We start from the raw sequence: 15,210 nt of genomic DNA, 5'->3' as shown, positions 1-15,210 counted from the left end.
AAAAAGGATTGCATTTTAATTCAATTCATGTTATAATCATACAATCCAATACATAGAAAGTTGATTGAATATGAATTTTTCTTTTTTACCAAAGTATTTACCATATTTTAACTATGGTGCTCTGATTACCGTATTGATTTCTATCCTTGTTGTCTGCTTAGGGACCATTATAGGTGTGTTACTGGCCTTTGCCCAACGTTCACGCTTTAAACCGCTCGTTTGGTTTGCAAATGTGTATGTTTGGATCTTCCGTGGTACTCCAATGATGGTTCAGATTATGATTGCCTTTGCTCTTATGCATATCAATGCTCCGACTATTCAAGTGGGAATTTTAGGAGTTGATCTTTCTCGTTTGATTCCTGGTATTCTGATTATTTCTATGAATAGTGGAGCTTACGTTTCAGAAACTGTTCGTGCGGGGATCAATGCGGTTCCTAAAGGGCAGTTAGAGGCTGCATATTCTCTAGGTATTCGTCCCAAAAATGCCATGCGTTATGTTATTTTGCCACAAGCTATCAAGAATATTCTTCCAGCGCTGGGAAATGAATTTATTACCATTATCAAGGATAGTTCCCTCTTGTCGGCAATTGGGGTGATGGAGTTGTGGAATGGTGCAACGACAGTAGCAACAACAACGTATTTACCGTTGACTCCCCTTTTATTTGCAGCCTTTTACTATTTGATTATGACCTCTGTTTTGACAGTGGCGTTGAAAGCATTTGAAAAACATATTGGACAAGGAGACAAGAAATAATGACAGAAACCTTGATTAAAATTGAAGAACTACATAAGTCTTTTGGGAAAAATGAAGTTTTAAAAGGCATCAACCTTGAGATTAAACGAGGAGAAGTTGTGGTCATTATCGGTCCGTCAGGGAGCGGGAAATCAACCCTCCTTCGTTCGATGAATCTACTTGAAGAAGCAAGTAAAGGTAAGGTTATCTTTGAAGGAGTTGATATCACAGATAAGAAAAATGACCTTTTTGCCATGCGTGAAAAGATGGGTATGGTATTCCAACAATTCAACCTCTTTCCCAATATGACAGTGATGGAAAATATCACTTTGTCACCAATTAAAACCAAAGGTGAAAGCAAGGAAGTTGCGGAGAAAAGAGCACAGGAACTGTTAGAAAAAGTTGGCTTGCCAGACAAGGCGACGGCTTATCCACAGAGTTTGTCAGGTGGTCAGCAACAACGGATTGCTATTGCACGTGGACTTGCTATGGAACCAGATGTTTTGCTCTTTGATGAGCCGACTTCAGCCCTAGACCCTGAGATGGTTGGAGAAGTTCTAGCTGTTATGCAAGACCTCGCTAAATCAGGGATGACCATGGTGATTGTGACTCATGAAATGGGCTTTGCGCGTGAGGTAGCAGACCGTGTTATCTTTATGGCGGATGGAGTTGTTGTCGAAGATGGAACACCAGAGGAGATTTTCGATCAAACAAAAGAACAACGGACCAAGGAATTTTTGAGTAAGGTTTTGTAAGACCTCATTTTTAGAAGAAATGGAGTAGGCATCATGGCATCCAGTAAAGAGTATTTAGATTTTATTCTCGAACAGCTATCAGAGTTAGAGGAGATGAGTTATCGTCCAATGATGGGAGAGTATATTCTTTATTATCGTGGAAAGATTATTGGAGGAATCTACGATAATCGTCTGTTACTGAAGCCTGTGAAGCTGGTCTTGGATCAACTGGGACAGACTAGGCTTGAACGTCCTTATGAAGGAGCTAAGGAGATGATTTTGATAGAAGACATTGAAGATAAATCATTTCTAATGAGATTAATCAAGGAGATGTATGAAGTCTTACCGGCTCCAAAAGTCAAAAAGAAAGCATGACAGATTTACCTAGTATAAATAGGCATAAAAGCTCGACAAGGGCTTTTTCTTATAGTTTCAGACTATAAGGTCCATTAGGCAAGAAGTGTTAGGATGGCAAGTTATTTTTTGATATAATAGAGGATATTGGATAGAAAAGAGAAGAGATATGGCACAGATTATCGATGGGAAGGCTCTTGCGGCTAAGTTACAAGGACAGTTGGCTGAGAAGACGGCTAAACTAAAAGAAGAAACAGGTCTAGTTCCAGGATTGGTAGTGATTTTGGTGGGGGACAATCCTGCCAGCCAAATCTACGTTCGCAACAAGGAACGGTCAGCTCTCGCTGCTGGCTTCCGTAGTGAAGTAAAGCGAGTTCCAGAGACTATTACCCAAGCGGAATTGTTAGACTTGATTGCCAAATACAATCAAGATCCAGCTTGGCATGGGATTTTGGTTCAATTACCTTTGCCAAAACATATTGACGAAGAGGCAGTTTTATTAGCCATTGACCCCGAAAAAGACGTGGATGGTTTCCATCCCCTAAACATGGGTCGCCTCTGGTCTGGTCATCCAGTTATGATTCCTTCGACACCTGCAGGAATTATGGAAATGTTTCATGAATATGGGATTGATCTAGAAGGTAAAAATGCGGTTGTTATCGGTCGTTCAAATATTGTTGGAAAACCGATGGCTCAGCTTCTTTTGGCTAAAAATGCAACAGTGACTTTGACTCACTCACGTACCCATCATCTTGCCAAGGTGGCTGCTAAGGCGGATATTCTTGTGGTTGCTATCGGTCGTGCTAAGTTTGTGACTGCTGACTTTGTCAAACCAGGAGCGGTTGTCATTGACGTTGGGATGAACCGAGATGAAAATGGAAAGCTTTGTGGAGATGTTGACTATGATGCTGTTGCACCACTTGCTAGTCACATCACACCTGTACCTGGTGGAGTTGGACCTATGACTATTACCATGCTAATGGAGCAAACCTATCAGGCAGCGCTTCGAACACTAAACAAGGACTAGGAAGATGAAATTCGTATTTGACCTGGATGGAACGCTATCTTTTGACTACATGACCATTGATGAGGAGATTAAGCAGGTTCTTTTAAAGGCTGAAGATTATGGACATGAGCTTGTGTTTGCCTCAGCCCGCTCTTATCGGGATTGCTTGGGTTTATTAGGTCCTAAACTCAGTCAGCGCTTGGTCATAGGATTGAATGGTGGCGTAGCCTATCATCTGGGGCAGGCTATCTTTGAAAGGAATCTCGATGCTAGAGTTTATCATGCGCTAGTGGATTATTGCCAGACTTATAATCTCCCTTTCTTTGTAGATGACTGCTTTGACTATAGTGGTCAGATTGTGGAGAAGATTCCATTTATCTCCAGTGTAGATCCCCTAAAGGTAGCTCGTCATCAGAAACTCGAGGACTTGGGTACTCCGATTAAGGTAGTCGTTTATATGGGTGACCATGAGGAGTTGCTTGATGATCTGCTTGGTCAGTTAGAAAGACTGGGGCTAGCTCATCTCTCCTATCATGCGCATGAAAAGTGCCTTTATGTTAATCCCTTGGATACTCATAAGGCGACAACTGTTGAAAAGTTATGCGGGGAGAACTTCATCGCTTTTGGAAATGACCAAAACGATATTGAACTGTTTAAGACGTCGCTCTATTCTGTCCAGATTGGAGATTTTGCTGGTCTTAGTCCATATGCAGATGACACGTTAGATCTAAAAGGAGCTCCTTCTCCAGCAGTAGCAGCTAAAATCTTACAGACTTTTGCGGAATTTAAGGGAAAATAGATAGAAGGAGGTTTGCCCCTCCTTTTGTAGTATAATGGAGTGAGAGGAAAAATCGATGAAAGTGATTGATCAAACTTTATTAGAAAAAGTCATTATTGAACGTTCTCGTCACAGCCATAAGGGAGATTACGGTCGTCTGCTCTTGCTGGGAGGGACCTATCCTTATGGGGGAGCTATCATCATGTCAGCTATTGCAGCTGTCAAAAGTGGGGCTGGTTTGGTGACTGTTGGCACGGATAAGGAGAATATTCCGGCTCTGCACAGTCATTTACCTGAGGCCATGGCATTTTCTCTTCAAGACCAGCAATTGTTAAAAGAACAGTTAGTAAAGGCAGAAGTTGTCTTGTTAGGTCCGGGTTTGCGAGAGGATGCATTTGGAGAAGAACTCGTAAAACGGGTCTTTGACAGTCTCAGAAAAGACCAGATTTTGATTGTAGATGGTGGTGCTTTGGGCATCTTAGCAAAAGGCCAGTTACCATTTCCTTCCAGTCAGCTCATCCTAACTCCCCACCAAAAGGAATGGGAAAGACTATCTGGTATAGTTCTTGATCATCAAAATAAAGAGACGACTGCTAGTGCTCTTTCAGCTTTTCCTCAAGGGACGATTTTAGTTGAGAAAGGTCCAGCGACTCGTATCTGGCAAGCTGGTCAGTCTGAATATTATCAATTAGAAGTCGGAGGCCCCTATCAAGCAACTGGTGGGATGGGAGATACTCTGGCTGGGATGATTGCAGGTTTTGCAGGTCAGTTTCACCAAGTCAACCTCTATGAGAAAGTGGTGGTAGCGACTCATCTTCATTCAGCTATCGCGCAAGAACTAGCTCAAGAACACTATCTTGTCTTGCCAACAGAAATTAGCAAGACACTTCCGAAAACAATGAAACAAATATCTCAAAAAAGCAACTAATTCCTTGGTTGTCTTTTTGTATTGATGTAACTATGCTGATAAGATTTTCAAATACTCCAGAACTGGAAAGTAACTGCTGAACTTGCGAGAAATTCTCACTTTTAAGGTCTTGATTTTTAATCGAACTCGAAAGTGAAGCAAGATTGTTATCAAAGTTGAGGGGTGTCAAATCATGCTTTTTTTGATATAATTTTTAATGATGAATGCGAGAAATGATCGGTATGTGGTCGTTGATTTAGAGGCGACCAGCACCGGAAGTAAGGCAAAAATTATTCAAGTAGGCATTGTGGTGATTGAGAATGGCGAAATCGTCGATCAGTATGCGACTGATGTCAATCCCCATGAACCCTTGGATTCTCATATCAAAGAATTAACAGGTCTGACCGATCAGCGTTTGGCTGCGGCTCCAGAGTTTTCTCAGGTGGCTGGAAAAATTTTTGAATTGGTTAAGGACGGTATTTTTGTTGCGCACAATGTACAATTTGATGCCAACCTCCTTGCAGAATTCCTCTTTTTTGAAGGATATGAATTGCGCACCCCGCGGGTGGATACTGTTGAGTTAGCCCAAGTTCTATATCCTCAGTTTGAAAAGTACAATTTGGGCATCCTTTGTCAAGAGTTGGGAATTGAGCTGGAACATGCCCATACTGCCCTGTCTGATGCTCAGGCAACAGCAGAACTCTTGCTTTACATGCGTCAAAAACTCTTCGAGTTACCTAAAGGGCTCTTAGAAAGCTTGTTAGACCTTGCAGATAACCTTCTCTATGAAAGTTATCTGGTTATTGAGGAGGTCTATCAGCAACAATCTCTCCTGTCCTCTCTGGAATTGATAGAACTCCATGGGCTTTTCCTGAGAAAGGAAAGCAAAGCCTTAGTCCCACGAAAGTTATCCAAAGATTTTGCTAAAAACATTTCTTTATTGGGGCTGGAGGAGCGTCCGCAACAGTTGGAATTTGCGGAGAAGGTTGAGGACTTATTGGAAGAACACCAGACTTCTTTTATCCAAGCTCAAACGGGACTGGGCAAGACTTATGGTTATCTCCTCCCAGCTTTGAACTCGGAGAGTCAAGCAGGGATTCTAGTGAGTGTTCCGACCAAAATTCTTCAAAATCAAATCATGCAAGAAGAAGGTCAGCGCTTAAAAGAGGTCTTCCATCTGGAAATTCATAGTCTCAAGGGGCCTCAAAATTATTTAAAACTGGATGCCTTTCACAGAGTTCTCCGTCGATCTGAGTCCAATCGTCTATTTACTCGCTTTAAAATGCAACTGCTCATCTGGCTAACGGAGACAGATACTGGTGATTTGGACGAAATCGGGCAGCTTTATCGCTACCAGCATTTTCTGCCGGAACTAGTCCACGATGGCAAGCTTTCAAAGAAAAGTTTATTTGCTACAGAGGATTTTTGGAAACGAGGGCAGGAAAAGGCCGAGACCAGTCGTGTTCTTCTGACCAATCATGCCTATCTGGTCACTCGTTTGGAAGACAATCCCGAGTTTGTCGACAATCGTTTGGTGATTTTGGATGAAGCACAAAAAATGCTGCTAGCTCTCGAAAATCTAGCCCAGCAGGCTTATCGCCTAGAGGATCTTGTAACTCAAATTGAAAAGTCCTTAGAGTCAGAGGAAGATTTGGTTCAGAAACGCTTGCTTGAGAGTATAGGTTTTGAATGTCGATACTTGATAGAGCACTATCAGTCAGGCCTTAAGAATGGAAAGTGGTTGGATTCTCTCGAAGAGTTGCGCCAGCATTTTTCGGAGTTAGCTCTCCCAGAGTATAGAGAGATTGCAAACTTTTTCACCTCGGACCGTGAATTTTGGCTTGCTACAGCAGAGAAATCGAGCAGGGATGTCTTGATTTGTTCAAGTAAAAAAGGCCGCTTTATACTAGCAGACTTATTGCCAGAAGATTGTAGGCTCCTAGGAGTATCTGCCACTCTTGAAATCAGCAATCGGGTTTCCCTAGCAGATTTATTGGGATTTCCGGATGCTCCACTTGTTAGGCTTGATGTAGCAAAACAGGAGCAACAAGAAGTCTTTCTAGTCAATGATTTTCCTCTTGTGACAGAAGTTTCGCCTGTTGACTATGCTAGTGAAGTGGCTTCTGTCATTCGAAGCTTACAAGCCTTTCAAGAACCCTTATTGGTTTTGTTTACCTCAAAAGAGATGTTGCTGGCAGTTTCGGACCTGCTAGACCAACCGCATCTAGCTCAGTATAAAAATGGGGAACCAAGCCAACTGAAAAAACGTTTTGAAAAAGGTGAACGTCAGATCTTGCTTGGAACAGGTAGTTTCTGGGAAGGGGTTGATTTTTCAACCCATCCTTGCGTGATCCAAGTGATTCCGAGATTGCCTTTCCAAAATCCCCAAGAACCTTTAACCAAAAAATTAAACCAGGAACTGCGTCAAGAAGGGAAAAATCCTTTCTATGATTATCAGTTACCGATGGCGATCATTCGGCTAAAACAAGCTCTGGGCCGCACTGTTAGAAGATCTGACCAAGGTTCGGTTGCTGTTATCTTAGACAGTCGTGTCGTCAGCAAGCGTTACGGCAAACAAATCGCTCAGGCCTTGTCAAAAGAAAGGGCTATTCAGGTCCTTGCTAGAGAACAGCTAGAGCCTGCTGTAGCTGATTTTCTACAATCTCGTCGCAATAGAATGAAAGAAAAATCCCAGAAAGAGAAAAGGTAAAAAATATGAAACGTTCCTTCGACTCTCGAGTCGATTATAGCCTCCTCCTACCAGTGTTTTGTTTACTGGTGATTGGAGTAGTGGCCATTTATATAGCAGTTAGTCATGACTATCCAAATAATGTATTACCAATTCTAGGTCAGCAAATCGCTTGGATTTCCTTGGGGCTTGTCATTGGATTTGTGGTCATGTTCTTTAATACCGAGTTTTTATGGAAGGTGACTCCCTATCTTTATGGTCTAGGGTTGGCTTTGATGGTCCTCCCCCTTGTTTTCTACAATCCAAATCTTGTAGCGTCAACAGGTGCCAAGAACTGGGTATCGATTGGTGGAACGACACTTTTCCAGCCATCGGAGTTCATGAAGATTTCCTATATCTTGATGTTGGCTCGAGCCATTGTAAGATTCACTCAAAAACACAAGGAATGGCGACGAACTATTCCCTTGGATTTTCTATTGATTGGTTGGATGATTGCCTTTACTACACCAGTCTTGATCCTCTTAGCCCTACAAAGTGACTTGGGGACGGCCTTGGTCTTTGTAGCTATTTTTTCCGGTATGGTCCTCCTTTCAGGTGTTTCGTGGAAGATCATCATTCCGGTTTTTGCGACAGGGGTGACTGCAGTTGTAGGATTTATGGCCATCTTTATAAGCAAGGATGGACGTGCCTTCTTGCATCAGATTGGGATGCCAACTTACCAGATTAACCGTATCTTGGCTTGGCTCAATCCCTTTGACTTTGCGCAAACAACGACATACCAACAGGCGCAGGGACAAATTGCGATTGGAAGTGGTGGCTTGTTTGGACAAGGTTTCAATGTGTCCAATCTCCTCATTCCAGTACGTGAGAGTGATATGATTTTTACGGTGATTGCTGAAGATTTTGGCTTTATTGGTTCAGTCTTTTTGGTTGCCCTGTACTTGCTTCTTATTTATCGGATGTTGAAGATTACACTTAAGTCAAACAACCAGTTCTACACCTATATCTCGACTGGTTTTATCATGATGTTGCTCTTCCATATCTTTGAAAATATCGGTGCCGTGACAGGCTTACTTCCTTTAACAGGGATTCCTCTACCATTTATTTCTCAAGGGGGCTCCGCTATTATTAGTAACCTCATTGGTGTCGGTCTCCTCTTATCTATGAGTTACCAGACCAACCTAGCGGAGGAGAAAAGTGGAAAAGTTCCATTCAAACGAAAGAAAGTCGTCCTAAAACAAATCAAATAAGGAGGCCATTATGGCAAATGTAGCAGTTATCTTAGCCCAGGGTTTTGAAGAAATTGAAGCCTTTACAGTAGTCGATGTCTTGCGTCGAGCAAACATTTCATGTGATATGGTAGGATTTGAAGAGCAGGTGACAGGATCGCATGGCATTCAGGTAAAAGCTGATCGTGTTTTTGATGGCAATTTGTCCGACTATGACTTGGTCGTTCTTCCGGGTGGTATGCCAGGCTCAGCTCACCTACGGGATAATCAAGCCCTCATTTCACAGATTAAAGCCTTTGACCAAGCAGGAAAGAATATTGCTGCCATCTGTGCAGCCCCAATCGCTCTTCAACAAGCAGGTGTCCTGAAAGACAAGCACTTTACTTGTTATGACGGAGTTAAGGAGCAAATTACTGACGGAATTTATCAAAAGCAAACAGTGGTTGTAGATGGTAATCTAACAACCAGCCGAGGACCGTCAACCGCACTTGCCTTTGCCTATAAGCTCGTAGAGCAATTAGGAGGAGACGCCGAAAGTTTACGAGTCGGCATGCTCTATCGAGATGTCTTTGGAAATCAACTGTAAGACGAGAGTTCGGCTCTCGTTTTTTTATTTACTCCATGTCTAAAAATGTTTCATATGATTGTCTTGCGATTTTATATCAAACTTTTATAAATCAATCAAGCTTTGTCTAGCATAAGAAGGAAATCAATCTCTAAAAATGTTAGTGTTTTCAGGTTGTTAGATAGAATACTTCAGATTGTTACTGAAATCAATAGTTTCATGAAAAAGATATAATATTCAATAAATGCTATATTAAACGGTCTTATCATGCGAATTAATCTGCTTGTATTAATTTGAAATATAAAGTACTTTCTCTGTAATATAATTGAAACGTGTTACTAGTATATTAAAATTAGTAAGAATTTTTTGCATATACGAAACTGGGGGAGTGATATGTTGGAAACTTTCGGAAAAATATTCAAAGTCATTAGAGAATCAAAAAAAATGTCCCTGAAAGAGGTAGCTGCTGGTGATATTTCCGTGGCTCAGCTATCCCGTTTTGAACGGGGAGTCAATGGTATCACACTTGATTCTTTTTATTGCTGTTTAAAAAATATGGCCGTTTCCCTAGAGGAGTTTCAGTATGTTTACCATAATTACATTGATTCAGATGATGTGCTGTTCTCAAAAAAAGTAGCTGATGCATATCAGGAAAACAATGTTGTCAAGCTCCAAAATATTTTGTCAAGCTCAGAAGCTTTGACCGAACAGTTTCCTGAGAAGAAGAACTACAAACTCAATACGATCATTGTCAGAGCCCTTCTGTCTTCCTGTTGCTCAGATTTTCAGATTAGCAAGAAGGATATAGAATTTCTGACGGATCATCTCTTTTCTGTTGAGGAGTGGGGACGTTATGAACTCTGGCTCTTTACAAACAGCGTTGATTTGATGACCTTGGAAACGTTGGAAACCTTCGCTAGTGAGATGATCAATCGTACCCAGTTTTATAACAACCTACCGGAAAATCGCCGCCGTATTATCAAGATGCTACTTAATGTCATTAGCGTCTGTATAGAAGGAAACCATCTGCTAGTTGCTAGGAGGTTTCTCAATTATCTCGATCACTCTAAAATCCCTGAAACCGATCTATATGATCGAACGCTGATTAAGTATCATAGGGCTCTGTATGCCTATAAGGTCGGGAATACCAATGCTCTCAGTGATATCGAGCAATGCCTATCTTTTTTTGAATTTTTAGATTCCTTTGGTGTTGCCCAAAAGCTTAAAGAACAGTTTGAAAGAATTTGCCTTTCATAGTTGTAGATGTGCAACAAAAAATGATCATTTTGAAAAATATACTAGAATAAGGGCATAACTTTATACTAAATTCAGAAGGAGGCTTTATGATGGAGAAAAAGATTCATTATAAGATGCATAAAGTTAAGAAAAACTGGGTAGCCATTGCTTTGACTACCTTGGCACTTATTGTAGCACCAAAGGTACTTGGTCTAGAACCAGGCGTTGTCCATGCGGATGATGTAAAGCAGGTTGTAGTTCAAGAACCTGCTACAGCTCAGACTAGTGGTCCGGGTCAGCAAACTCCAGCCCAAGCTAAAATAGCATCTGAGCAAGAAGCAGAAAAAGCAACCCCTGCGGACAAGGTGATAGGCGATGTTGCTGCTAGTGGAAAACATGCTAAACCAGCAGAAAATACAGAAGCAACAGTTCAAACCAATGCTCAAGAGCCTGCTAAACCAGCAGATACGAAAGAAGCATCTACAGAAAAGGCTGCTGTTGCTGAAGAAGTTAAAGTTGCTAATGCAATCACAGAAACTCCTAAAACAGAAGTAGCAGAGCAGAATAAACAAGCAGGGCCAACAACTGCCCAAGACCAAGAAGGCGACAAACGAGAAAAAACGGCTGTTGCAGACAAGATTGTTGCAAATCCAAAGGTTGCAAAGAAAGATCGCTTGCCCGAACCTGCTCAAAAACAAGGAGCAGTAGCTGAAAGAATGGTAGCAGATCAGGCTCAACCTGCACCTGTAAATGCTGACCATGATGATGATGTCCTATCTCATATCAAGACCATTGATGGTAAAAATTACTATGTTCAGGACGATGGTACAGTTAAAAAGAACTTTGCAGTTGAACTTAATGGCAGAATACTTTATTTTGATGCAGAAACTGGTGCCTTAGTTGATTCAAATGAATATCAGTTCCAACAAGGAACCAGCAGTCTCAATAATGAATTCTCCCAAAAGAATGCTTTCTATGGTACGACTGACAAGGATATTGAAACTGTAGACGGTTATTTGACAGCAGATAGCTGGTATCGTCCAAAGTTCATCTTAAAAGATGGAAAAACATGGACGGCTTCGACAGAAACAGACTTGCGTCCTCTTTTGATGGCTTGGTGGCCTGATAAACGTACTCAAATTAATTACCTCAACTATATGAATCAGCAAGGTCTGGGAGCAGGTGCTTTTGAAAACAAAGTTGAACAAGCTCTCCTGACAGGAGCTTCTCAGCAGGTTCAGCGCAAAATTGAGGAAAAAATTGGTAAAGAAGGCGATACCAAATGGTTGAGAACGCTGATGGGTGCCTTTGTCAAAACCCAGCCAAATTGGAATATCAAGTCAGAGTCTGAAACAACTGGTACTAAAAAGGACCACTTGCAGGGTGGAGCTTTGCTTTATACCAATAATGAGAAGAGCTCTCATGCTAACTCTAAATTCCGTCTGCTTAACCGTACCCCTACTAGTCAAACAGGTAAACCTAAGTACTTCATTGACAAGTCAAACGGTGGTTATGAGTTCTTGCTCGCTAACGACTTTGACAACTCTAATCCAGCTGTTCAGGCCGAACAACTCAACTGGTTGCATTTTATGATGAACTTTGGAAGCATCGTAGCCAATGATCCGACTGCTAATTTTGATGGAGTTCGTGTCGATGCGGTGGACAATGTCAACGCAGACTTGCTCCAAATCGCATCTGACTACTTCAAGTCTCGCTACAAGGTGGGAGAAAGTGAAGAAGAAGCCATCAAGCATTTGTCTATCTTGGAAGCTTGGTCTGATAACGATCCTGACTACAACAAAGATACTAAAGGCGCTCAACTAGCAATTGACAACAAGCTACGCTTGTCCTTGCTTTATTCATTCATGCGTAATCTATCTATCCGTAGCGGAGTAGAACCTACGATTACAAATAGTCTAAATGACCGTTCTTCTGAAAAGAAAAATGGCGAACGAATGGCTAACTATATCTTTGTGCGGGCTCATGACAGTGAAGTACAAACCGTTATTGCTGACATCATCCGAGAAAATATCAATCCAAATACGGATGGTTTGACCTTTACTATGGATGAACTCAAGCAAGCCTTCAAGATCTATAACGAAGATATGCGTAAGGCAGACAAGAAGTATACGCAGTTCAATATCCCAACCGCTCATGCTCTCATGCTCTCCAATAAAGACTCTATCACTCGGGTCTACTATGGTGACCTCTATACCGATGATGGTCAATACATGGAGAAAAAATCTCCTTACCACGATGCTATTGATGCCTTGCTGCGTGCTCGTATTAAGTATGTAGCAGGTGGACAAGACATGAAAGTCACATATATGGGTGTACCTCGTGAGGCTGATAAATGGTCTTACAATGGTATTTTAACGTCTGTTCGCTACGGTACTGGTGCCAATGAAGCAACAGATGAAGGAACAGCAGAAACTCGTACTCAAGGGATGGCAGTTATTGCTTCAAACAACCCTAACCTCAAGTTAAATGTATGGGATAAACTGCAAGTCAATATGGGAGCAGCCCACAAGAATCAATACTATCGCCCTGTACTTTTGACGACCAAAGATGGCATTTCCCGCTATCTAACTGACGAAGAAGTGCCACAATCGCTCTGGAAGAAGACAGATGCTAATGGTATTTTGACCTTTGATATGAATGATATCGCAGGCTACAGCAATGTCCAAGTTTCTGGATATCTGGCTGTTTGGGTACCAGTTGGCGCTAAGGCAGATCAGGATGCTCGTACAACAGCAAGCAAGAAGAAAAACGCTAGTGGTCAAGTTTATGAATCTAGCGCAGCTCTTGATTCTCAGTTGATTTACGAAGGATTTTCTAACTTCCAAGACTTTGCAACCCGCGATGACCAATATACCAATAAAGTCATTGCTAAAAATGTCAACCTCTTCAAGGAATGGGGAGTAACTTCATTTGAGCTACCACCTCAGTATGTATCTAGCCAAGACGGTACTTTCTTGGATTCTATCATTCAGAATGGTTATGCCTTTGAAGACCGCTACGATATGGCGATGAGCAAGAACAATAAATATGGTTCTTTAAAAGATTTGCTCAATGCTCTCCGTGCGCTTCACAGTGTCAATATCCAAGCCATCGCGGACTGGGTACCAGACCAAATCTATAACCTACCAGGTAAGGAAGTGGTAACAGCAACACGTGTCAATAACTATGGAACCTACCGTGAAGGTTCAGAAATCAAGGAAAAACTCTATGTAGCTAATAGTAAGACCAATGGGACTGATTTCCAAGGTAAGTACGGTGGAGCCTACTTGGATGAGCTTAAAGCTAAATATCCAGAAATCTTTGAACGAGTACAGATTTCCAATGGTCAAAAGATGACAACAGATGAGAAGATTACCAAGTGGTCGGCTAAGTACTTCAATGGTACCAATATCTTAGGTCGTGGTGCTTACTATGTTCTTAAAGACTGGGCTAGCAACGACTACCTCACTAACAAAAATGGCGAGATAGTATTGCCTAAGCAATTAGTTAATAAGAATGCTTACACAGGATTTGTTAGTGATGCCAATGGTACTAAGTTCTATTCAACTAGTGGTTATCAAGCTAAAAATTCCTTTATCCAAGATGAAAATGGAAATTGGTATTACTTCGATAAACGAGGTTATCTTGTAACAGGTGCTCATGAAATTGATGGCAAGCACGTTTATTTCTTGAAGAGTGGTATTCAACTTCGTGATTCTATCCGTGAAGATGAAAACGGTAATCAGTACTACTATGATCAAACTGGTGCCCAAGTTCTCAACCGTTACTACACTACTGATGGTGAAAACTGGCGTTACTTTGATGCCAAGGGCGTTATGGCTCGAGGTCTTGTCAAGATAGGAGATGGACAGCAATTCTTTGATGAAAACGGCTATCAGGTTAAGGGCAAGATTGTGAGTGCTAAGGATGGCAAACTTCGTTACTTTGACAAGGATTCAGGAAATGCTGTTATTAATCGTTTTGCTCAGGGTGATAACCCAAGTGATTGGTACTATTTCGGAGCAGATGGAGTTGCTGTGACAGGTCTTCAAAAGATTGGTCAACAAACACTTTACTTTGACCAAGATGGCAAGCAAGTCAAGGGTAAAATCGTGACACTTTCAGATAAGAGTATCCGTTACTTTGATGCCAACTCAGGGGAAATGGCAGTCGGCAAGTTTGCAGAAGGTGCCAAGAGCGAATGGTATTACTTTGACCAAGCTGGTAAAGCAGTGACAGGTCTTCAAAAGATTGGCAAACAAACACTTTACTTTGACCAAGATGGTAAACAAGTCAAGGGTAAAGTAGTAACTTTGGCTGATAAATCCATCCGTTACTTTGATGCCAACTCGGGAGAAATGGCAGTCGGCAAGTTTGCAGAAGGTGCCAAGAACGAATGGTATTACTTTGACCAAACTGGAAAAGCAGTGACAGGCCTTCAAAAGATTGGCAAACAAACACTTTACTTTGACCAAGATGGCAAGCAAGTCAAGGGTAAAATCGTGACACTTTCAGATAAGAGTATCCGTTACTTTGATGCTAACTCAGGAGAGATGGCAACCAACAAGTTTGTCGAAGGTTCCCAAAATGAGTGGTACTATTTTGATCAAGCTGGAAAAGCAGTGACAGGCTTGCAGCAGGTTGGTCAACAGACTCTCTATTTCACGCAAGACGGCAAGCAAGTCAAAGGAAAAGTTGTTGATGTGAATGGAGTGAGTCGATATTTCGATGTCAATTCAGGGGATATGGCTCGAAGCAAATGGATTCAACTTGAAGATGGAAGTTGGATGTATTTTGACCGCGATGGTAGAGGTCAAAACTTCGGAAGAAACTAATCGAATGTAGCTCAACAAAAATCAAACTTTATCTGATGATATACAAAAACGATAACACCTTAAAAGGATGTTATCGTTTTTTGCCTGTTTGGAGAATAAATTACAATTGAAAAGAAAGATGGAATCATTGGAAACTGAAATGAA

11 protein-coding genes are annotated in these 15,210 nt (G+C 41.5%); all 11 read left to right on the top strand.

What is annotated here, in order from left to right:
- The first annotated feature begins 70 nt into the window (after positions 1-70).
- The 11 genes from MP387_RS06270 (at position 71) to MP387_RS06220 (ending at position 15,066) form a co-directional block, all read left to right on the top strand.
- Positions 71-754 carry an amino acid ABC transporter permease gene (locus MP387_RS06270; RefSeq protein WP_001011622.1) on the top strand — a complete coding sequence of 228 codons (684 nt, stop codon included), beginning with the start codon at positions 71-73 and terminating at the stop codon, positions 752-754.
- The gene (locus MP387_RS06265; RefSeq protein WP_000140925.1) at positions 754-1,488 is read left to right on the top strand and encodes an amino acid ABC transporter ATP-binding protein; all 735 of its coding nucleotides are present in this window, start codon (positions 754-756) and stop codon (positions 1,486-1,488) included. Before MP387_RS06270 ends, MP387_RS06265 begins: the two co-directional genes overlap by 1 nt.
- 33 nt (positions 1,489-1,521) lie before the next feature.
- Entirely contained in the window at positions 1,522-1,842 is a 321-nt protein-coding gene (locus MP387_RS06260) for a TfoX/Sxy family protein (RefSeq protein WP_242745803.1), read from the top strand.
- A gap of 148 nt (positions 1,843-1,990) precedes the next feature.
- Entirely contained in the window at positions 1,991-2,848 is an 858-nt protein-coding gene (locus tag MP387_RS06255; protein WP_242745802.1) for a bifunctional methylenetetrahydrofolate dehydrogenase/methenyltetrahydrofolate cyclohydrolase, read from the top strand.
- Between the two features lie 4 nt (positions 2,849-2,852).
- Entirely contained in the window at positions 2,853-3,626 is a 774-nt protein-coding gene (locus tag MP387_RS06250; protein ID WP_242745801.1) for an HAD hydrolase family protein, read from the top strand.
- Positions 3,627-3,681: 55 nt separating this feature from the next.
- Positions 3,682-4,533, top strand: coding sequence for an NAD(P)H-hydrate dehydratase (locus MP387_RS06245; protein WP_242745800.1), 852 nt, complete (start codon positions 3,682-3,684; stop codon positions 4,531-4,533).
- Between the two features lie 199 nt (positions 4,534-4,732).
- On the top strand, positions 4,733-7,222 hold the full coding sequence (locus MP387_RS06240) for a bifunctional DnaQ family exonuclease/ATP-dependent helicase (protein ID WP_423218899.1): 2,490 nt from the start codon (positions 4,733-4,735) through the stop codon (positions 7,220-7,222).
- Positions 7,223-7,227: 5 nt separating this feature from the next.
- Positions 7,228-8,451 (top strand): FtsW/RodA/SpoVE family cell cycle protein, encoded by a 1,224-nt coding sequence (locus MP387_RS06235; RefSeq protein WP_242745798.1) that lies wholly within the window; start codon positions 7,228-7,230, stop codon positions 8,449-8,451.
- Positions 8,452-8,461: 10 nt separating this feature from the next.
- On the top strand, positions 8,462-9,016 hold the full coding sequence (locus tag MP387_RS06230; protein WP_242745797.1) for a DJ-1 family glyoxalase III: 555 nt from the start codon (positions 8,462-8,464) through the stop codon (positions 9,014-9,016).
- Between the two features lie 372 nt (positions 9,017-9,388).
- Positions 9,389-10,252: a helix-turn-helix domain-containing protein gene (locus MP387_RS06225; protein WP_242745796.1), complete on the top strand. Its 864-nt coding sequence runs from the start codon at positions 9,389-9,391 to the stop codon at positions 10,250-10,252.
- 86 nt (positions 10,253-10,338) lie between these two features.
- Positions 10,339-15,066 (top strand): glycoside hydrolase family 70 protein, encoded by a 4,728-nt coding sequence (locus MP387_RS06220; RefSeq protein WP_242745795.1) that lies wholly within the window; start codon positions 10,339-10,341, stop codon positions 15,064-15,066.
- The last annotated feature ends 144 nt before the right edge of the window (positions 15,067-15,210 follow it).

Origin of the sequence: Streptococcus oralis (genome assembly GCF_022749195.1) — a bacterium.
GTDB classification, from domain to species: domain Bacteria; phylum Bacillota; class Bacilli; order Lactobacillales; family Streptococcaceae; genus Streptococcus; species Streptococcus oralis_CI.
The sequence above is the reverse complement of the archived record's forward strand: the minus strand, read 5'-3'. Positions and strand labels throughout refer to the sequence as shown.